A 22,979-nucleotide genomic window follows, 5' to 3' on the forward strand; every position below is an offset into this window, starting at 1 on the left:
AAGATTCTTCTTCAAAAAATAGAATAAGAAGGTAAAGGTTTCTCTAATTCCTTACAAAACATTTTTCTTCTAAAGACAAGTTTAAGATACTTCTTTTACGAAAGTATACTTAATTTAAATTTCTTTTTTGAATAAAAAATTGCGTAAGTAAACGTTCGCATTTATCTGCTAGAATACCACTTTTTACTTTGGTTTTAGGGTGAAGTTGGGTTTGCATCATGGTAAACCCCCTTTTTGGATCACTGGCGCCATAGATAATATTGTCAATCTGACTCCAGAATAAAGCTCCGGCACACATTTGGCATGGTTCTAAGGTAACGTATAGGGTACAACCTTTTAGATATTTACCCCCTAAAAAATTAGCCGCAGCAGTAATTGCTTGCATTTCTGCATGGGCAGTCACGTCGTGTAGTTGTTCTGTTAGGTTATGAGCGCGGGCAATAATCCTGTTTTCAACAGTTATAACAGCTCCTACGGGAATTTCATCCTTTTTAAAAGCAGTCTCCGCTTCCTGTATAGCTTTGGACATAAAATATGCATCATCAAAAGGTTCTAACATAGCAATTTTTTATTTCGGCAATTTATAAATAAAGGTGAAAGTACCACTTATACTTTTGTAAAATAAAATGGAATCCAGTGACTAATGGTGAACCGTTCTTTGTTTATAAAGCATACTACTTATAAGAAGTTATCATATGAACATCTCTGCTATCGTAGTTTTTAAATCCAAGTCTTCTATAATTTTACTAGATGAATCGCTTATTTTTACAGGATGAATCACGAATTGTTAGCCCAAATAAATAACCCGGAAGATTTAAAAAAATTAAAACCTTCTCAGCTTCCGTTACTTGTAAGCGAACTTCGTGATTTTATAATTCATATGCTTGCAGTAAAAGAAGGACATTTGGGTGCTAGCCTAGGCGTGGTCGAATTGACCGTTGCCGTACATTATATCTTTAATACACCAGATGATCTTTTGGTTTGGGATGTGGGTCACCAGGCGTACGCCCATAAAATTTTAACCGGACGTAGAAAGCAATTTCATACCAATCGGCAATTGAACGGATTAAGCGGTTTTCCTAAAATATCAGAAAGTAAATATGACAGTTTTGGTACCGGTCATTCTTCTACCTCTATTTCTGCGGTTTTGGGAATGGCTGTTGCTTCTAAAATTAAAAAAGACTTTAAAAAACAGCATATTGCAGTAATCGGAGATGCTTCTATTGCGAGCGGAATGGCATTTGAAGCTATGAATCATGCAGGTATCTCAGGAACTAATATCTTAATAATTCTAAATGATAATGATATAGGTATCGATCCCAGTGTAGGAGCACTAAAATTACATTTTAAGGATTTAAAAAATAGGTCGGATAATAATTCTATCTCAATTTTTGAAGCCTTTAACTTCGCTTATTATGGGCCTATAGACGGTCATGATTTATCGTTACTTTTAAACCAATTGGAGGAACTTAAAAATACTCTAGGCCCTAGAATTTTACATATTAAGACTATCAAAGGAAAAGGGTTACAAAAGGCTGAAGAAAACCAGGTTCAGTACCACGCACCGGGAAAATTTGATGCAACTACCGGAAATGTGCTTCCTTCTAATATTACTAACGAACAACCCCCAAAATTTCAAGATGTTTTTGGGCTTACTTTAGTTGAAATTGCCCGAAAGAATAGTAAAATAGTGGGTATTACACCTGCTATGCCTAGTGGTAGTTCTTTACATTATATGATGAAGGAATTTCCGGACAGAACTTTTGATGTAGGTATTGCTGAACAACATGCAGTTACTTTTGCTGCCGGACTAGCTACGCAAGGTTTTATTCCGTTTTGTGTGATCTATTCTACCTTTTTACAGCGAGCTTATGATCAGGTAATTCATGACGTAGCATTACAGAAGTTACCCGTTATTTTTTGTATTGACCGGGCAGGATTAGTTGGTCAGGATGGTGCTACACATCATGGTGTATTTGATATTGCTTTTTTACGATGTATTCCTAATTTAATTTTACTAGCCCCTAAGGATGAGATCGAACTTAGAAACATACTTTATACGGTTTCTTTAGGGATAGAAGGTCCTGTAGCCATACGTTATCCCCGTGGAAAAGGTACTTTGGTAAACTGGCGAATGCCTTTTGAAAAAATCGATTTTTTCAAAGCTGCACGACTTACCGAAAATAATTGTAAAATTGCTGTTTTATCTACCGGAACTATTGCAACAAATGTAACTGAAGCTATACATCAAACGGGTCCGATTGCGGATCATTATCATTTTACTTGTATCAAACCACTGGATGAACCTTCCCTTCACCAAATTTTTAAGAAATATGAAACGATAATCATTATAGAGGACGGGGTCGTAACCGGAGGGTTTGGATTCGGAATTCTTGAATTTGCTAATTTCCATAAGTATTCAAAGAAAATACATATCATGGGCGTACCGGATCAATTTATCAATCAGGGTACTGTTGAGGAGTTACAAGAGTTGTGTGGGATTTCGGTTGGGGGGATTTGTGGGGTTTTGGACACAGTTCATCTTCAGAATATTAGTAGTACAGAAAATTAAAAGCGGTATTGTATAAAACGATACCGCTTTTATATTATATGTTCTTAAAAATTCCTATTTAACAAATCTATAAAATGACTGGTCATTATCTATCTTAAGAATATAAGTGCCTTTTGCCAGATTTGAAACACTTTGAGTAAGCGGGGCTATAGCTTTATTTTCTAACACTTTTCTTCCATGTAAATCATAGATGGATAAGATATGCTTTCCTTCAAGTCCTTCTATAGATACATTTTCATTTTTAAGATCGGTTATTAATTTTATTTCAGATAATACATTATCAAGAGTATTTAGTACCTGAACATCTTCAATCTTTATACGAACTTCCGTATCTGTATATACAATTTCAAAGTTTTTATTTTCCGGAAGATTTTGAACATCAAGATTATCAAAGGTACCGGAAATATTCTCTGCTTCCAGAATTACATATTCTTCTGATAAAGTGGTAGTATCCAGGGATGTTAAAAAATCAACTTCTAGTTCTCCTGCTAATGTAACGGTTCCATCTAGCGATACAATCTGATCCGAAGTTGCTCCTAAAACACGAATTTGAAGCGTAGCGTTTTCCTGTTGTTCCCAACCGTCAGTTAGCCTATATGTATAGGTAGATTGAGAAGCATCAATAAATTCTGAAGATATTCCTAGTCCAAGTGTACCAGACTCATTTATAAACCCTCCTGTATGAGAACTATTGTTAGCCAAAAGGCTTCCTCTATTCACAATTGTAGCGTTTTCATCTTGTATAATTCTACCTTCATTAGTAATTAACCCTTCTTTTTCATTGATTAAAGTTCCACCTTCATTTATTAAATCCCCACCTACAACATTATTAGTATCATTTCCGTCAGCAATAATTATTTCTCCTTTATTGGTTAAAGTTACTCCAGGTTTTATCGTCAGTTGTCCGCCTCCGAATTGACCTAATTGTTGTACAATTAGTATTTTTCCATTGTTAATGAAATCTTCTAAAATGATTGCATCTCCGGTAAAAATATTAACTTCTCCCTCATTTTGAAAATTACCTGATCCATGAAAGAAAAATGAATCTTCAGTTGTATCAATGTTTCCGTCACTTTTATTAATAAAATTCCCAGTATTTGAAAAGCTTCCAAAACTATTAGAATAAATTTCTCCGGAATTATAGAATGTTCCACTTTTAAGGTTTCTAAAACTAGATTCCTCGATAGATATGCTACCGTTATTTTCCATGGTTCCATTATTATCAAAATCACCTGCTTCTATGCCTATACCGCCATTATTTACAAACTGATTGTTGTTAATAAAGCTCATACCCTCTATAATTAAAAGTGCATTTTCTTCATTTAAAATATCACCGGCATTTATAAAGTTACTAAATGAACCATCATTATCGTCTGATATTCTACCCTTATTTACTAATCTTGTACTATTAGATTCTAATTCTATCAAATTATATCTATTAAAATTTATAATACTTTGATTTTCTAACATTCCATTCCCTGATAGAAGTAATGCTGTGCTATCTTTTAATGATAATGTACTGACTTCGGTGTTAACCCAATTCCCTTCAATTATTAATGCTGAATTAAAAATCGAGTCAGATGCTTTACCTGTATTGACTAATTCAACCGTACTTTGATTAATAATTTCAACTTCACTATCTACAATAGCTCTTCCTGAAATTCGAATTACGGCGTTCTCAGGAGTTGTTGTTCCAGGGTATCGATTATCCTTCCAAAGGAATTCATCTGTCCAATCGCCTTCAGGACCTTCAAATTCAAAAAGTTCCCTACCTATAACTTTAATACGAACTTCATTTAAATCGTAAATAATTTCCACATTTTGATCATTTAAAAAATTGGAAGTTATGACCTTATCAAAAGTTCCATTTATAAATTTTGCTTTTATAATTGAATATTCTGCTGACGTATTTATTATACCTTTATCTTGATTAAAAACATCTATATGTAAATTTCCTGATAAAGAGATTGTATCATTAGGTACTTCTATTAGACTACTTGTCTCTTCTGCAATTTCAATAAAAATCTTACTCTCACTACTTAGCATAAAATTATTATCAAACTGGTAAGTTCCTAAAGTGCCAAAAAATTCACCCTCAGGTATAATTGAACCTGTTGTATTTTCAAAGTCTCCGGAATGAATCTGGTTATCTCCTTCTAACAATCCTTTATTTAAAAACCGACCATTTGCGGACTCTGTTAAAATTTTACCATAATTCGATACTTTACCATTTTCTTCGTTAATAAAAGTTCCATTATTTATTAATTCTCCATCTACAATCCTAACCCTCCCGAAATTTTTAAAAGTCACTTCGTTTTCCATTATTAATCGACTACTTTCATTTGAAAAAGAACCTATAGTAAAACTGCCATTGTTTTCAAATTCCTTTCTTAAGATAAAAGTTGCACCAGGATTTATTACTACACCTCCATTATTTATAAAATCTCCATCCTCGTGTTGGATAAATAATGTACTCGATGAAATTTCTATACCGCCAGATTCGCTATTATTCCAATTGCCGTAGTTTGAAATACTAGAAGAACCATTAAAAATTATACGGCCTTTATTTTCTACTGAACCATCTGCCTGATTAATAAAGTCAGTATTAAATACAAGTAATCTTGAGGATCTATTTATTAATTTACCATTATTTTCAAAGGTTCCTGAACTTATTCTAAACTCTGAGTCAATATTTATTATCTCTCCATAGTTTATTAATTTCATTCCTTTTTCTATATTAAATTTAGATTTAAAGAAATCTATATCTTCAATTAGAACTGTTCCGTAGTTTGTAAATTCACTATTAACAGCATCCTGTAGATCAGGAGATGCGTTGAACTTTCGATTATTAATAAACATTCCTTCAGTATCCTCAATCTTAACAAAGCAATTATTACCGTACACCATATCTCCATCATTCTTATAGCTACCAGCATTAATTAGAAGTATTGATGTATTATCTTTCATTTGAAAACTACTTCCTTCAATATTCGTAAAATTTCCCTCAACTTGGAGCGATCCTTTTAAAGAAGTCAATGAAATATCACCTCGATTTACCACATTAATCCCTTCTTTAATTAAAGCTTTACCTTGTATTTCTATTTCTGTTCCTACGGGAATATCTACGCCGGGATACCTATTATCTTTCCAAAGTGAGGCATCCGTCCATGAACCTTCCGGACCTTCAAATATAAATGTACTTTGATCCGGATCAATAATAGTATCCGGGGCTTTTGTAAATTGTAATATTACGCTAGTGTCGTTGTATAAAACACTAACTAAAACATTTTCTGATGGATTTAATACTTCGACTTCAGAAAAATTTCCTGAAATTAAATTGGCTTCAATAATATTAAATTTCTTTATTTCTGTATTATCTTCATTTAACAGAAGTTCTTCTAGAAATTCCACTTCTAATCTACCTGATAAATTAATGGTACCATCAGAAGTTATTTGATCAGCTTCAAGATTCGTTACCTGAACTCTAGAAGAGCTTTCAGAATCGTATATAACATCATTATTAAAATTATATAACCCGATAGTTTTATCTTCAACCCCGGGATTAATTCTTCCTATATTATTGTAGGTACCGTTATGTATAGAATTATTACCTGATAATACTCCATTATTCAAAAAATTAGATCCGCTAGGATCATTATTTAAAATTCCAGTGTTTATAAATCCGTAGTTTTGATCTTCCGGAACCTTTCCATTTTCATCGCTTTTTGAATTATAATTAATCTCTGTAGTCCCAGTTAAATTATCCCAAATTCCATTATTGATAACCTGATCAGCATCTGTTATTGTTATAGTACCTGTATTTATAATTTTACCCGTAGAAGAATTAGTAAATCTTTCTATAATAACTGTCGAAACAATATTTTCATTTTGTAGAACACCATTATTTATAAAATCAGCATTGAAAAAGAAGCTATATCTTCCTTTATTAATTACTTGGTTATTATTAATCAATACCGAGTTAAAACCCAAACTAAAATTAGCATCAATTTCATTTATCAGAATACCATTGTTTGTGATCAATGAAGCATCAGTTTCATTATCATTATTATTCTCAATTTCACCTCTATTGATGAAAGTAGTATTACTACTTAATAAAATTTCAACATTCCTTAATATTTGTATCTTTCCAATGTTGTTAAATTGAGCTTCTTTTAATAAAGTTAGTTTGACATTGTTTTGTAAGTCTAGGGTTCCTTCAAATCTATTTTCTAGATTGCCCATCAGACTAATTTCAACAATATTAGGTTCGGATTGCGATTGTAAAATGATAGTTCCATCATTAAGAATTGTAGTATCTTCAGAAATTGATACTTTCCCTTGTATCAACACTGAATCTACTTCCATAATATTTGTACCCGGATATAAACCATCTTTCCACAGGGACTCATCTGTCCAATTGCCATCAGGTCCTTCAAAGACGTATGTAGTACTTTGAAAGGCATGTAAGGAGTTGTAAAATAAAAATAGAATAGTTGTTAAGTGTAAAAATGTTTTCATAAATATAAAGTGTTTAGTAAAAATAAATTGATATGTGAATCACGTTCTAAATGTATATACTTTCCATAGTAATAATTATGTCTTACCTGTAATTTTATAAAAATTTTAAGATATTTTTTTTGTTTTTATTAAGCAAATACTTTCTTTTAAATCAACTAGTTGTAAAAATCAGTACCTTTACACTATAAGTCTTCCGTCGCCGATTTTTGTTACACTTTTTTGGCTCTGGATTTTCTTTTACGCTATTATTATGCATTTAATTTAAAATGTGTTAAATTATTAAGAATACTAAAATGATAGTAGGGATAAGAATAGAATGTATAATTTCAGATGTTATAAGACTAAAAGCAGTACTGTATAAAACAATACCGCTTTTACATCACAATCTTAAAAAGTACTATTTGACAAATCTATAAAATGATTGGTCATTATCTATTTTTAAAATATAGTACCCTTTGGCTAAATTTGAAACGCTTTGAGTAAGCGGAGCTGTAGTTTCATTTTCTAACACTTTTCTACCGTGTAAATCATAAATAGATAAGGTATGTTTTCCTATAAGTCCTTCTATGGATATACTTTCATTTTTAAGATCGGTTATTAATTTAATTTCAGATAATAGGTTATCCAGAGTGTTTAACACCTGAACATCTTCAATTTTTATACGAACTTCCGTATCTGTATATACAATTTCAAAGTTTTTATTTTCCGGAATATTTTGAACATCAAGATTTTTAAATGTGCCAGAAATATTTATTGCTTTTAGAATGACATACTCTTCTAATAAAGTGGTAGTATCTATGGGTGTTGAAAAATCAACTTCCAGTTCTCCTGCTAATGTAATAGTTCCACCTAATGAGACAACTTTATCTGAAGTTGCTCCTAAAATACGGATTTGAAGTACCCCATCTTCCTGTTGTTCCCAACCATTAGTTAGCTCGTACGTATAGGTAGATTGAGAAGCATCAATAAATTCTGAAGATACTCCTAATCCAAGGGTGCCAGATTCATTAATAAATGTTCCCGTATGTGAACTAGTATTTGCCAGGATACTTCCTCTGTTTATAGTTATAGCATGTTTATCTTGTATAATTCTACTTTCATTAGTAATTAGCCCCTCTTTTTCATTTACTAAGGTTCCGCCTTCATTAATTAAATCTCCACCTCTAATATTAATGGCACCATTTCCTTCAGCAATAATTATTTCTCCTTTATTAGTTAAAGTTACTTCAGGTTTTATAGTCAGTTGTCCGCCCCCACCTTGTGAATCTGCTTGAACAATCAATATCTTTCCATTATTGATGAAATCATCAAAAATAAAGGCATCTCCCGAAAAAATATTTAATTCTCCTTCATTTTGAAAAACACCTGATATATAAGTAAAAAAAGAATTTTCAGTTGTATCAATGTTTCCTTCACTTTTATTAATTAAATTCCCTGAACTCGAAAGGCTCCCAAAACTATTAGAATAAATTTCTCCGGAATTATAAAGAGTTCCACTTTCCAGATTTTTAAAACTAGATTCCTTAATAGATATTCTACCACTGTTCTTTATGGTTCCACTATTCTTAAAATCACCACCTATTCCCATACCAACACTACCATCATTTACAATTTGATTGTTATTATTGAAACTCATATCATCAATAAATAATAAACCATTTTCTTCATTTAAAATTATACCTTCATTTACAAAATTACTACCAACTGAAACTTTATTAGCATTTGATATTCTACCTCCATTTGTTAATCTTGCAGTCTCAGAGTTTAATTTTATAAGGATAGATCTATTATAATTTATAGCGCCTTCATTCTGCAATATTCCATTATCCATAATAGATAGAGAACTGTAATTTTTTAAGGTGAGTTGTGCATTTGCCTGGTTATTGAAAAAACCCTGTATATTTAAACTACCATTCTCGGAAGAGGCAGGGATAGCAAAATTTGGAATAACAGATATATTACCATTATTCTCTATTGTCGTCTGCTGTTCGATAATTGCTTTACCAGATACAATTACATTTTGATCCTTTAAAATTACAACTCCGGGATACCTATTATTTTCCCAATTATTAATATCAGTCCAGGATCCTTTACCGGAAAAAATGTAAGGCAACATATTTTCCGAATCATTAAATATTCTTATACTGATTTCTTCTTCCGAACGATTAATCTCATATCGATAGTTTTTGGGTAATTTAGAAATTTTAACATTATTAAACTCCCCAGAAATACTTTCCCCTTCAATTATTTTGTAATCTAAAAAAGAATTAGGCTCTATTAAGATAGGTTCTATTATTTCAACTTCTAAAGATCCTGAAAGAAAAACATCAGCTTGAGAGGTCAAAAGATCCGATACTCTCCCAGTTATTTGAACTTCTAAAACTCCGTTATTGTTTTGTATGTAATTATTAGTAAAAGTATAAGAACCAATGATCTGTCTTTGCATTCCCGGACTTACTGTAGTAGAATTTGTATAATTACCAATATGATTTTTATTGACACCTGAAAGTGAAGTAAAAGAACCGGTAAAGGTATTGTTCGCATCATAATCATCTAAAATATTATTATTTTCAAATACTATCGTGTTTAAATTTATTTTAGCTAGACTACTTTCTTCGTTGATCCAATTACCATTATTAGTAACTTCAAGACGTGAACCCTTTAGTATTCCTTTATTATAAAATTGAGAATTTTGAGAATTAAACCAGTTAACTCTAAATTCAACAGAAATTTCTCCTTCATTTTCAATTATTCCAGAGTTAAGAATACTTGAATTCGAATCAAAAAATAATTTGCCAGAATTTAATACTCTACCATTATTGGTTAAGGTATCTGAAAAAGCTATATAAAATAAGGCTGTGTCTGAATTAACAATTTCTTCATTATTTAAAATATTCTTTTGAGTTCTAGATTTAGGGTTTAATACTTTTCCAACATTGATAAGTTTAGATTTATTATCCTTTAAATAAAAGTTTACTTTATCCATTAGTAACATTTCACCTTTATTTTCTAGAATACCCTCCTTATTTAAAAATAAGTTGTTGCTTTCTTTTAAAATTATTGAGCCTTCTTCTTCATTAACTAAAGAACCTAAAATATTTAAAGTAGATTCATCCAGGGTATCTTCTAATTTAGATACTATTATCTGTCCGTTATTAATAATTTCTAATTCGTCAGATATAGATACATTGCCATTTATAACAACGATTTCAATATTAGAGATTGAAGTTCCAGGGGCTTCTTCATTTTTCCACTTCTTTACATCTGTCCAAAGACCTTCCGATCCTCCGAAAGTGTAAACTTTACTTTTAGTCAATCTTAAAAAAACTTTGTTTTCTTGATATATTAAATTCGGTATATACTCTAAGGATTCATTAGGAAAAGTAATTTGATTAAATTCTCCAGAAATACCATCTGCTTCCAGTATTAAGTAATCTCTCGTTTCACCTTGATTCAAGTCTAAATCTTCTAATATGTTACTTTTTAAAGCTCCGTTTAGTTCTATATTGGATAGAGAAATAATCTTATCATTGGCTGTATTATTTACATCAAAATCTATAGAACTAAAACTCTCTTGAACTAAGTTTTCATTAAAAGTATATGTCCCAATAGGATCCTTTTTAGTTCCTGGTGCAATTACTGATCGATTTCTATATAAGCCTACATGAGACTGATTGAATCCTTCAAGTTTTGAAACTCCTTGAAAATTCCTTCCATCAGTTTGATTATTTAAAGAACCATTATTTAAAAAAGTAGCAAAACGTCCTGATAAGTTAACAGTACCTGAAGTAGTTTGATCTTCTGCTACGTTATCCCAATTTCCGTAGTTTTCTATTAATCCGATGGAACTATCAAATTCGCCCGTATTTATAAAATTACCTGTTGTAGCATTAACGAATCTATTTAAAGAGACCATGTGGAAGCTATTTCTATTAAAGACCTGAGCAGTGTTTATGAACTCTGATTGATTACCTATAAAAAATGTACCTTCGTTTATTAATGTATTGTTATTCTCAAATAGTAAAGAAAATCCTAATCTTAAATTTCCTTCTGCGTTGTTTATAACAGTTCCGTTATTTATAAAAGAACTGGTTTGAGAAACTTCAAACGTAAAACGTATACTTCCGTTATTTACTAAATTCGTATCTTGATCTTGAAGTGTTACTTTACAGTTTTGACCTATTTCTATGAATCCATTATTAGATAGTAATGCTTGATCTTTTAAAATAATTTGAGTGAAATTATCTATTAATAATTTACCCTCTTTCTCATTAATTAAAGATCCAAATAATTGAATTATTGTTTTAGGGTCATCATTCTTAGAATTCTCTACAATAGAAAATACTCCCCTATTGGTAATAGTAAGTTCTTACGGAATGACTACATTATTTTTAATTGTTACTGTATCCCCGGTCAAAATAAATTCACCCGGATACAATCCATCTTTCCACAGGGATTCATCTGTCCAATTGCCATCAGGTCCTTCAAAGACGTATGTAGTACTTTGAAAGGCATGTAAGGAGTTATAAAATAAAAGTAGAATAGTTGTTAAACGTAAAAATGTTTTCATAAATATAAAGTGTTTAGTAAAAATAAATTGATATGTGAATTACATTCCAAAAGTATATACTTTCCCCTATAATAATTATGCTTTATTTGTAATTTTATAAAATTTTTAAGATATTTTTTTATTTTTAAACTGAAAAGCAACAAGCAATTTAATTATACTCCTTTAACAACTTATGAAACATATCAGCCAGTCTGATTTCTAAGAATTTTACGACTGCCTTTTCATCTTTTCCTTCTTTATACATTTCAAAAATACGAGTGGCGAAACGTTCTTTTATTTTTTTCAGTTCGCCTTCAGGATTTGCCATATTTTCGGGTTGTAGGTTCCAGGCTATTAGAGAATCAAGGAGTGCCTTGTGTGCTTTGTTCCTTTTTTCTAAGGTTGCTTGCCTTTTTAAATCTTCCGGATCTTTTTCTTCAGTACTATTAATTTTACCTGTAAGTACAAAATATTCTTCTTTAATCTGGCGATCAATTTCTTTTGCTTCAATAACTAATTTTTGATAGGCACTATATAGTTTTTCACTGTAATATTCAGTGAAATCGAAATACCCATCCAATTCTTTTAAGTAAGCAATCCCAATTTCTTTATATATTTTCTTTTCTTTGTCTTCAGTTTCTTTTAACTGTTCGGATAATTTATTTAACCTTCGATTTTTACCCTTTATTAATTGAGCAAAACCTTCTTTCTCTGGTAATTCATATAATTTTGGTGTAATTTCAGAAGGCAGTCCTATAAAATTATATTGTCGATATCGGATACGAAGGGAATCAGTATCATTTCGATCTCTTTTGTTCAAATTAATTTTAGGCTTTTTTAAACCGAAAGCATAGTTGTATCCAAAAGTTGCGGTTAATTCACTTAGCCAACCGTTACTTCCTCCTTCCCTAAAAATCTGAACGGCATTTAAGCTAAAATTATGTTGCTCCTTTAAAGTATAGGTAAGAGCGCCCCTCATATTAATCACACTAGTTTGTGAGGTGGCATTTTTAGAAGTATTATATCCCCCGGAAATGCGGATGTTTAATGTCTTATCAAAAAAGTATTTTGCTGCACTAAAGGTTGGCCCCCAGGTAGTAGCCTCCTCTCGACCTATTGTATTATAGGTTCCGTTTAATGAGGTATTTAAAGTTAAATTATACTCTGTAAAATTTATGGTATGAGCGATATTCATATTATGAAACGTAGAGGCATCACCAATTCGAACCACTCCCCCCTGCTCATTTGCTACATCATTTAGAGCATAATTTAAATTAAGGTTTTGTCTTGACTTTTTATTATTAGAAAGCACGTAATTTATAGCAGCGGTAGCGCTTTGAGATAGCTGTCGGTAATCCAGGTTTTCTAATTCTTCGTCGAGCAAGTCTCCGTCATTAATTTCATCAAATTGATTAGGTTTTACATTTGTAAAGGTCGAAAAATTAGAATATGACCCTCCCAGGGTTAATCGATCAGAAAGGGTTAAAGTGACATTTGCGGAGCCCACCGTTCGGTTTGTGTTGTTAGCTTTTAAATTATCTAAGTCATCCCTTTGATAACCTAAATTAATAGCCAGTGCTAATTTATTATTAAAAAAAGTATTAGATGCATCTACGGTAATATTTTCAAAATCATTATTAAAATAATAGGCTCCCAGGGTCTCATAACCCGGATCTATTCGTTCATAGCTCAATCCGAAGTTTACTCTACCAATAACATAACCCAATCTAGATCGGATAGCATTATAATATTCTGTAGAAGCCCTATTATTAAAAACTACGGCTAAAGGTGCAATTTCTTCGGTATCTAGCTCCTCCGCCCGTATATCTTTTGAAATTGCTGTAGCAGCATATTCCGATTGTAGGGTAAAACTGTTCCCTAATTTGACTTCTCCTTCTATACTTACTACCAAGTTTTCTTGAGGTAATACACCTTTTATTTCTGGTATGGAATCAATAGAGTTTGTATCATCTTTAGCATAAAAAGCTATAACCCCTACTTTATATCTTTCTTTTTCCATACCAGCTTTTAATCCATATCCCATACGGTTGTATGCCGGAACCGTACGTGGGTCATCATCATCATTGGTAGCTTTTAATAATCTTCCCGACATAGCACTAAACTTAAATGCACCAGGTGGTGTCAAATCTACCCCTCCCCCGGTAAATTGATGTCCGTTTAAGGTGTAGGGAGAAAAAGTCATACTTACATTCCCGATATGACCGGTGATCCATTTATATTTAGGATGTAAACTAATTCGATTAAAATCGAAAGGTAACTGATAACCGAGATCCTCTCCTTGATTTGAAATACTATAGGAAATAGGTATCGAAAAGCTATAAATGTTGACGTTAAGTGCCCCTTGTAAAAAAAGGTGAAAGGTTCCCTACTTTGATTTTGATTGGAATTATAATACACCCCACTTGCAGAAACCTGTCCGCTAATTTTTATAGGTTTACTGTTAGCAATGGTTTCATAATCTAATGATTGACCAAAAATAAAAAGTGGGAAAAATATAAATGCGAGTAATGATTTTTTCAAATACTCCAGATTAGTAGGTTCATATTAAACTATTTATGGGGTAAATAGACCAAAACATTCACACTAAATACTTTGACAGCACAAATTAACAAAATGTTAAGAACATTTCATAATTAAGAACAGAGAAATTTTATGGTTTTTCTGTTTTAAAATTCTAAATTCTTTTACAATATTTTAATGAGGATAGAGTTAAATGTTTTAATAAAAAAAAGGTTTCATTATTTACTAAATGGATTATCCTATAAGTAGCTTCTTACTAACTTTTGTTACAGGTAATTTTAATAAATTTTATAGGTGACTGTAAGTAGCTTTGACATGTAAACCGACTAGCTTAATCTTACTGCTAATTATTTTTTTATTGCAGCCAGATTTATTTTAACTTATTTTTGTCTAAGGAAAGATTATAAAGAAATTAGTTGTAATCATAAAATTGACAAAGTACAAAAACCACACGTTTGTGTGGTTTTTGTACTTTAAGAAGAAAACTTTATTACTGTCTTTCAAAGGTTTCACTTTTTAAAGCGGATGTGGGAGAGTCATTAGGATCTCTAAAAACTAATATCATCTTTTCTTCCAAAACAGTTATTTCTACATTTACCTTAGTATCAATTGCATTTCCTTCATCGTCTAAAACAATAAGGAAAGAATCCTCAATTTTATAATTAAGTGTAGAAGACTCTGGAGCAACGCAGTCATCATCAGTATCATTTGAATCGTAAACTGTACTTTCAACAGTATTATTTTGAAATATGTAAGTCGTCAACTTTTCACAATCCAATACAACTGAATCCGCATCATCCCCTACTTCTACGCGATTAACTAGCCTCCAAGTTCCTTGTTCTGATTCATTTGGACTATCATCATCGCCACATGAAATAAAAATAAAAGTCAACAAAAAACTAAAGGTCAAAAAAGTTTTTTTCATAATTGAAAGTTTCCTACATTCAAGTTATAAATGCAACAGTTTGGGTTTTGTTGATAAAAGTTGCGTATACCTCATTGGGTGTTTTATACCCGAACCTTTTCCTAGGCCTATTGTTTAAAATGTTTTCTACTTTCTCTACCGCTTCCTTAGTTATCTCTGCAAAGCTACTACCTTTTGGGAAATACTGCCTTATCAGCCCGTTGAGGTTTTCATTGGCACCCCTTTGCCAGCTATGGTAGGGTTTTGCAAAGTAGAAATCAATGTCAAGCTCCTCTGCTATTTCCTGATGGTTTGCAAACTCCTTCCCGTTGTCACTGGTAATAGTTTTAATAAAGGGCTTCCAATCTTCCAGTAGTTCTTCCGTTTTCACCTGGACTTCCCGGGCTGATTTGTTTTCTATATGTCCCATCCTTAGCATCCCTGTAGCCCTATCGTTTATAGTGACAAGGGCACCTCTATGGTCTTTACCTATCACCAGGTCAATCTCAAGGTCACCTATCCTTTCTTTTTTGTCTACTACCCGGGGGCGTTCTGTTATGTCCCTTCTATTAGGGATGCACCCCCTACCTGCTTGCTTACCGCCTCTTTTCTGGTACTTCCTTCCCTTATTACGCAAACAAAGGTATGTTCTCCCGCCTGCTTTCTTATCCTGCCATATAAACTGGTAAATACGTTCATGCGATACACAAGGGGTCCCCTCTAGCATAGCCCTTCCTTTGATCTGTTCCGGGCTAAGGTGGTCTTGAAGCCCATCACAAACAAGCTTCTCCATGGAAGGGGTAAAAACCTTATGCTTTGTTTTATCCTTATGGCGTTTTTGGGCTTTTCTTTGGGCTAGCTCAGCATTGTACTTCCCACTTCGGTGATCAGCATTGCGTCCTACTTCCCTATATATAGTAGAGCGATCCCGACCCAACTGTTCTGCTATTTCCTTTTTAGGGGTTTTAAGTTCTAAAAGCGCTGATATTTTGTACCTTTCCTCCAGCGTTAAATGTTCCATATTCTTTAAGTTTTCCAACCCAAAGGTATGAGATTTTTCGCCGCCCCCACCATAGTTTTAGCCCTAGGGCTAAAACTATGGTGGGGGCTTTTTATCAACAGATAAACTGTTGCATTTATGTGTTGAATCTAAGTTTAATAAATATTTAAATACAAATAAATCAAACGGGAAAATTTAATTATAATTTTGTTTTAAACTGAATTTATAATTCATTTCTAGCATAAAAATGTTTCTTTTACAGTTTTACCTGAACTGGAAAGATCTGGGCGTTACCGGATATATGAAGTACTAAAGGTAGTGTAAATTAAACTCTGTCTGAGTTATTTTTTCTTATCCATTTCAAAATTAGTCGAAACTTGTTTTCGACTGATTTTGGAATGCGACCTAGCGTCAGCGACACGTTTTGATTGGTTTTTACCAATATCCAGGTTTATCCTATCCTCAAAGATAATATAAAGTTGCTGTATGGTAGAGTTCCAGTTGTGCAGAGGGCTTGTCCACTTTTTCTGGATGTTCATCGTAGCAAGGTAAACGAGCTTGAGCAGTGCCATATCATTTGTAAAGGCACCCTTGGTCTTGGTTACTTTGCGTACCTGGCGATGGTACCCCTCTACAGCGTTCGTGGTATAGATGATTTTTCTAATAGGTGCTGTATACTTAAAGTACTGTGATAGATGCTCCCAGTTGTTTTGCCAACTTTGAATGACTACCGGATATTTTTCTTCCCACTTGCCCGATAGCTTTTCCAGTTCATCCTCTGCCACTTGTTTATTTGTTGCCCGATAGACTTTTTTAAGGTCCCTCATAAATTCCTTTTGATCCTTTGAAGCTATATACTTTAAGGAGTTACGTATTTGGTGAACGATACAAAGTTGAACCTCAGCTTTGGGGAAAACACCGAGTATCGCATTAGTAAATCCTTTTAGGTTATCGGTACAGGCTATCAAAATATCTTCAAGCCCCCTATTGTTAAGGTCGGTGAGTACCTGCAACCAGAAGTTAGCACCTTCGCTCTCAGATAAGTATATCCCTAGTATTTCTTTTTGCCCCTCTTTGTTAATTCCCAAGATGTTGTAAAGTGCCTTGTGAACGATCTTCCCTTCTACTTTAACCTTGTAGTGCATAGCATCTAACCAGACGATGCAGTATAAAGGTTCTAGAGGACGGTTCTGCCATGCTTTTACATCCGGAATGATCTTATCTGTAATCTGGCTTAGCACGGTATGGGAGATCTCTGTGTCGTACATCTCTTTGATGTGTGAAGAGATATCACGGTAGCTCATCCCCAGGCCATAGAGACCGATTATTTTATCTGAAAGGTTGTCTGCCAGGATACTTTGCCGCTTTTTGACCAGCTCTGGTTCAAAGCTACTGAGACGATCTTGAGGGGTTTCAACATCAAAAGTCCCAAAACCGCTCTTGATGGTCTTCTTGCCCTTGCCATTACGTTTGTTTCCTTTGGAACGTTCAACATCGTCCAGGTGACCTTCCATCTCAGACGCTAAAGCCTTCTCAATAAAACTTTTAAGCATTAGTGCAAAAGCACCATCTTTACTAAAAAGACTCTTACCAGACATAAATTGCTCTAGTGCCTTCTTCTCTAATTCTTGTTGTTCTTGTGTTGTCATAATATCTCATTAAAATTAAACTAAAATTTTAATCAGACAGAGTACAGTTTACACTCTCAATCAAAGTTGCGTATACCTCATTGGGTGTTTTATACCCGAACCTTTTCCTAGGCCTATTGTTTAAAATGTTTTCTACTTTCTCTACCGCTTCCTTAGTTATCTCTGCAAAGCTACTACCTTTTGGGAAATATTGTCTTATCAGCCCGTTGAGGTTTTCATTGGCACCCCTTTGTCAGCTATGGTAGGGTTTTGCAAAGTAAAAATTAATATCAAGCTCCTCTGCTATTTCCTGATGGTTTGCAAACTCCTTCCCGTTGTCACTGGTAATAGTTTTAATGAAGGGCTTCCAATCTTCCAGTAGTTCTTCCGTTTTCACCTGGACTTCTCGGGCTGATTTGTTTTCTATATGCCCCATCCTTAGCATCCCTGTAGCCCTATCGTTTATAGTGACAAGGGCACCTCTATGGTCTTTACCTATCACCAGGTCAATCTCAAGGTCACCTATCCTTTCTTTTTTGTCTACTACCCGGGGGCGTTCTGTTATGTCCCTTCTATTAGGGATGCACCCCCTACCTGCTTGCTTACCGCCCCTTTTCTGGTACTTCCTTCCCTGGTTACGCAAACAAAGGTATGCTTTCCCGCCTGCTTTCTTATCTTGCCATATAAACTGGTAGATACGCTCATGCGATACACAAGGAGTTCCTTCTAACATAGCCCTTCCTTTGATCTGTTCCGGGCTAAGGTGGTCTTCAAGCCCATCGCAAACAAGCTTCTCCATGGAAGGGGTAAAAACCTTATGCTTTGTTTTATCCTTATGGCGTTTTTGGGCTTTTCTTTGGGCTAGCTCAGCATTGTACTTCCCACTTCGGTGATCAGCATTGCGTCCTACTTCCCTATATATAGTAGAGCGATCCCGACCCAACTGTTCTGCTATTTCCTTTTTAGGGGTTTTAAGTTCTAAAAGCGCTGATATTTTGTACCTTTCCTCCAGCGTTAAATGTTCCATATTCTTTAAGTTTTCCAACCCAAAGGTATGAGATTTTTCGCCGCCCCCACCATAGTTTTAGCCCTAGGGCTAAAACTATGGTGGGGGCTTTTTATCAACAGATAAACTGTTGCATTTATATGTTGAATCTAAGAATGTATATAATATTCTTTACAATAATGTACGGGAATAATCAAAAAAGATAAAATTACCGTCAATATGGATAATTTTCTAATAGAAAAATTTCTAATAAATTGTAACCATACAACTGTAAACATATTAAAAATTTTAGGGCTTAATTCGTTTAAATTAAGCCCTAAATATAGAATTATCCACAAGAAATTGCTACTCTTATCGCAGCAAAAACACCTGGTAACACTCCCAAGACAGCACCAGCCGCTACTGCAGCAACTGCGGATGCCGCACACTGACCTGGACTCATATGCCCACCATCAATATTTTGTAATTCATTAAGAGATAACTCAATACTTCCAAAACCTTCTAAATTTTTCATTTTTTAAATTTTTAATTAATAATTAATCTTGTATTTCGTTAAACAACAAGATGATTTACAACTTTAAAAGAAAACGCGTTTTTCTTTTACACTACAAGAATACGATAGTAGGGTCTCAAAAAATGAGATTTCATTTAAAATTAATTTATAGTGGTTTTATTACAATTCAACTTTGAAAAACTCATAACCACTAAGTTTAACAAATAAAGCTTTGATTTACTTCTTAGTAAGCCTTTATTTTGTAGCTTCTCATTTAAGAATTTCATGAATTTTAAAGAAAATACGCCATTTCACTACCCTTTACTCTTTTTACTTGCATTTTGTACTCAGGTACAAGCACAAAAAGTTGCAGATTCTCTTAAAAATGTATCTTATGACTACATGTGGGAACGCTATTATGCAGATACTACTCGTGCTGCTAAAGTTATTTATACAGATGCCATTATTGCTAGAACTAAGAAAGAGGGGGATACTGCCACGTTAATAGGAGGGTATGAATTGCGGTCTTATTTGTACCGAAAAAATAATAGAGATAAATACTTATCGTATTTAGATAGCATTATTGGACTAGGAACAATAACTCCTGCATATTTACAACCGGAAAAAGCTTTTTCTGAAAAAGCTCTATTTTATTATAAAAGAAGAAATTTAAAAAAATCTTTAGAAAATTTTCTAAAGGCAAATCAATTCGACAAAAAAAATAGCAAAATTATCACTTATCAAATTTTATGGTCTTTAGCTAAAATTAAATATCAATTGGGTGATAAAATCGCAGCCTTGGACTTATACAAGAAAAATTTAGAAGATGTCCAAAAAAGAAACTCTAAAAGTAAAATTGAAGAATTACAAATTCTATTTAATATGTCTACTTTATATAATGAATTAGGAAAATTGGATACCGCTAATTATTATATAGATACTGGACTACAAATTTCAAAAAATATTGAGAATAGCTATCATTATTACAATTTTTTAGCAAACAAGGGCATAAATTTTTACTATCAAAAAAACTTTGAAAGAAGTGAAGAATTGCTTAAATCTTCATTAGATTCCTTACAAAGAATAGCAAATAAAGCGCATGTCCATTTATACTTAGGTAAAATTAATAAGGAATTAAAATATTCTGCTGAAAGTTTAAAAAATTTAAAAATTGCCGATAGTATAACAGATCAATTAAGAGTCACTGATTCTTTTTATAGAGAAATATATGTGGAATTAATAGATTATTATAAGAGTAGAGATGATTTAAATAATCAATTTTTGTATTTAAAAAAATTAATTAAAATTGATAGTATTAATCATAATAATCAAATTTATTTAAACAAAAATTTATATACAGATTATGAAATTCCTAAACTTAAATCAGAAAGGGATCGAATTATTTTAGAGATTAAACAAAAAGATCAGAAAAAGAGAATTTGGATTATTGCTTTACTAGCTGTCAGTATTTTAATTCTATTCGGATTTATTTATCAATACCAAAAGAAAAAAAGCTATCAAACTAAGTTCTTAGCATTAGTAAATGATAGAGACAATCACAAAACTGAAGCTATAACTAAATATATAAAAAAATCATCTGATCAAATAGATATTTCGGAGGATATTATAAATCATATTTTAGTAGGTTTACAACAATTTGAAATCAATAATGATTATATAAAACCTGAACTTACTTTAATAGTTTTAGCTAAACAATTAAAAACAAATAGTAAATATCTATCAAAGGTAATTTCGATAAAAAAAGAGAAGACATTTGTTCAATATATCAATGATTTAAGAATAACTTATGCTATAAAGAAACTTAAAGATGATCTTAGTTTTAGAAAATACACGTTACTAGCAATAGCAAACGAAATAGGTTTTAAAAAAACGGAATCATTTACTAAAGCTTTTAAAAAAAAAGCTGGAATTACTCCATCCTATTTTATAAATGAATTAAAAAAACATCCGAATTCGTGAATTTGGATATTTAATTCTTTTCTAAGTATATTTAAACTGTTTTATTTGTGTTTGAATTTAAAACTAGAGAGATGAAAAAATTAAAATTAGAAAAGTTCAGAGTGTCCAAATTGAATAATTCGCAAAGTATTATTGGTGGTACAAATTTTAAAAAAAGCGAAGATTGTAATAATACACCAAATACAACTGGTCATACTCAAGATGAGGAAAAAGATGAAGATCTTATACCACCATGTTTAAATACATCTAAAAATTTGAATACTAATTTTATTTAATGAAGAAAAAAGATTTTTTAGAAAATCATTAAATAAATAATTTAGAATACCAACTATTTATTTTAATAAAAAAGGTGAATTAAGTGTTGCCAATCTAAAGGTAGTGTAAATTAAACTCTGTCTGAGTTATTTTTTCTTATCCATTTCAAAATCAGTCGAAACTTGTTTTCGACTGATTTTGGAATGCGACCTAGCGTCAGCGACACGTTTTGATTGGTTTTTACCAATATCCAGGTTTATCCTATCCTCAAAGATAATATAAAGTTGCTGTATGGTAGAGTTCCAGTTGTGCAGAGGGCTTGTCCACTTTTTCTGGATGTTCATCGTAGCAAGGTAAACGAGCTTGAGCAGTGCCATATCATTTGTAAAGGCACCCTTGGTCTTGGTTACTTTGCGTACCTGGCGATGGTACCCCTCTACAGCGTTGGTGGTATAGATGATTTTTCTAATAGGTGCTGTATACTTAAAGTACTGTGATAGATGCTCCCAGTTGTTTTGCCAACTTTGAATGACTACCGGATATTTTTCTTCCCACTTGCCCGATAGCTTTTCCAGTTCATCCTCTGCCACTTGTTTATTTGTTGCCCGATAGACTTTTTTAAGGTCCCTCATAAATTCCTTTTGATCCTTTGAAGCTATATACTTTAAGGAGTTACGTATTTGGTGAACGATACAAAGTTGAACCTCAGCTTTGGGGAAAACACCGAGTATCGCATTAGTAAATCCTTTTAGGTTATCGGTACAGGCTATCAAAATATCTTCAAGCCCCCTATTGTTAAGGTCGGTGAGTACCTGCAACCAGAAGTTAGCACCTTCGCTCTCAGATAAGTATATCCCTAGTATTTCTTTTTGCCCCTCTTTGTTAATTCCCAAGATGTTGTAAAGTGCCTTGTGAACGATCTTCCCTTCTACTTTAACCTTGTAGTGCATAGCATCTAACCAGACGATGCAGTATAAAGGTTCTAGAGGACGGTTCTGCCATGCTTTTACATCCGGAATGATCTTATCTGTAATCTGGCTTAGCACGGTATGGGAGATCTCTGTGTCGTACATCTCTTTGATGTGTGAAGAGATATCACGGTAGCTCATCCCTAGGCCATAGAGACCGATTATTTTATCTGAAAGGTTGTCTGCCAGGATACTTTGCCGCTTTTTGACCAGCTCTGGTTCAAAGCTACTGAGACGATCTTGAGGGGTTTCAACATCAAAAGTCCCAAAACCGCTCTTGATGGTCTTCTTGCCCTTGCCATTACGTTTGTTTCCTTTGGAACGTTCAACATCGTCCAGGTGACCTTCCATCTCAGACGCTAAAGCCTTCTCAATAAAACTTTTAAGCATTGGTGCAAAAGCACCATCTTTACTAAAAAGACTCTTACCAGACATAAATTGCTCTAGTGCCTTCTTCTCTAATTCTTGTTGTTCTTGTGTTGTCATAATATCTCATTAAAATTAAACTAAAATTTTAATCAGACAGAGTACAGTTTACACTCTCAATCTAAAAAGCAAAACACCA

The 22,979-nt window shown here is 32.8% G+C and carries 11 protein-coding genes and 3 pseudogenes; 3 read left to right on the forward strand and 11 right to left on the reverse strand.

Translation table 11 applies throughout. From position 1 onward, the window contains the following. Positions 1–109: 109 nt before the first annotated feature. The gene (locus NBT05_RS03985; RefSeq protein ID WP_265772159.1) at positions 110–559 is read right to left on the reverse strand and encodes a nucleoside deaminase; all 450 of its coding nucleotides are present in this window, start codon (positions 557–559) and stop codon (positions 110–112) included. Positions 560–772: 213 nt separating this feature from the next. On the opposite strand from NBT05_RS03985, the gene NBT05_RS03990 reads away from it, so the two are divergent. Continuing rightward, positions 773–2,572 (forward strand): 1-deoxy-D-xylulose-5-phosphate synthase, encoded by a 1,800-nt coding sequence (locus NBT05_RS03990; protein ID WP_265772160.1) that lies wholly within the window; start codon positions 773–775, stop codon positions 2,570–2,572. A 54-nt stretch (positions 2,573–2,626) separates the two neighbouring features. Here the strand turns inward: NBT05_RS03990 and NBT05_RS03995 are convergent, their stop codons facing one another. The 9 genes and pseudogenes from NBT05_RS03995 to NBT05_RS04035 all read right to left on the reverse strand — a co-directional run bounded on the left by NBT05_RS03995 (position 2,627) and on the right by NBT05_RS04035 (position 19,232). Beyond that, positions 2,627–7,090: a T9SS type A sorting domain-containing protein gene (locus NBT05_RS03995; protein WP_265772161.1), complete on the reverse strand. Its 4,464-nt coding sequence runs from the start codon at positions 7,088–7,090 to the stop codon at positions 2,627–2,629. A gap of 397 nt (positions 7,091–7,487) precedes the next feature. Beyond that, positions 7,488–11,006 (reverse strand): T9SS type A sorting domain-containing protein, encoded by a 3,519-nt coding sequence (locus tag NBT05_RS04000; protein WP_265772162.1) that lies wholly within the window; start codon positions 11,004–11,006, stop codon positions 7,488–7,490. Between the two features lie 453 nt (positions 11,007–11,459). Continuing rightward, a complete protein-coding gene (locus NBT05_RS04005) occupies positions 11,460–11,660 on the reverse strand; it encodes a hypothetical protein (RefSeq protein WP_265772163.1) in 201 nt (66 codons plus the stop codon). A 148-nt stretch (positions 11,661–11,808) separates the two neighbouring features. Further along, positions 11,809–13,842 carry a hypothetical protein gene (locus tag NBT05_RS04010; RefSeq protein WP_265772164.1) on the reverse strand — a complete coding sequence of 678 codons (2,034 nt, stop codon included), beginning with the start codon at positions 13,840–13,842 and terminating at the stop codon, positions 11,809–11,811. 828 nt (positions 13,843–14,670) lie between these two features. Further along, positions 14,671–15,105: a lipocalin family protein gene (locus tag NBT05_RS04015; RefSeq protein ID WP_265772165.1), complete on the reverse strand. Its 435-nt coding sequence runs from the start codon at positions 15,103–15,105 to the stop codon at positions 14,671–14,673. 19 nt (positions 15,106–15,124) lie between these two features. Continuing rightward, positions 15,125–16,105: an IS30 family transposase gene (locus NBT05_RS04020; protein ID WP_265770627.1), complete on the reverse strand. Its 981-nt coding sequence runs from the start codon at positions 16,103–16,105 to the stop codon at positions 15,125–15,127. Between the two features lie 428 nt (positions 16,106–16,533). Beyond that, positions 16,534–17,733 (reverse strand): annotated as a pseudogene (locus NBT05_RS04025) (IS256 family transposase); the annotation flags it as partial. 28 nt (positions 17,734–17,761) lie between these two features. Further along, positions 17,762–18,739 (reverse strand): annotated as a pseudogene (locus NBT05_RS04030) (IS30 family transposase). A 307-nt stretch (positions 18,740–19,046) separates the two neighbouring features. Then, positions 19,047–19,232 (reverse strand): hypothetical protein, encoded by a 186-nt coding sequence (locus NBT05_RS04035; RefSeq protein ID WP_265772166.1) that lies wholly within the window; start codon positions 19,230–19,232, stop codon positions 19,047–19,049. A 264-nt stretch (positions 19,233–19,496) separates the two neighbouring features. Between NBT05_RS04035 and NBT05_RS04040 the strand changes: the two genes are divergently transcribed. Together NBT05_RS04040 and NBT05_RS04045 are read left to right on the forward strand one after the other, a co-directional pair. Next, the gene (locus tag NBT05_RS04040; protein WP_265772167.1) at positions 19,497–21,191 is read left to right on the forward strand and encodes an AraC family transcriptional regulator; all 1,695 of its coding nucleotides are present in this window, start codon (positions 19,497–19,499) and stop codon (positions 21,189–21,191) included. Between the two features lie 71 nt (positions 21,192–21,262). Continuing rightward, positions 21,263–21,466, forward strand: a complete 204-nt coding sequence (locus NBT05_RS04045) for a hypothetical protein (RefSeq protein WP_265772169.1) — start codon at positions 21,263–21,265, stop codon at positions 21,464–21,466. A gap of 234 nt (positions 21,467–21,700) precedes the next feature. On the opposite strand, the pseudogene NBT05_RS04050 reads toward NBT05_RS04045, so the two are convergent. Beyond that, a pseudogene (locus NBT05_RS04050) lies at positions 21,701–22,900 on the reverse strand (IS256 family transposase); the annotation flags it as partial. Positions 22,901–22,979: the final 79 nt, after the last annotated feature.

It is taken from the genome of Aquimarina sp. ERC-38, from assembly GCF_026222555.1.
Lineage (GTDB): Bacteria > Bacteroidota > Bacteroidia > Flavobacteriales > Flavobacteriaceae > Aquimarina.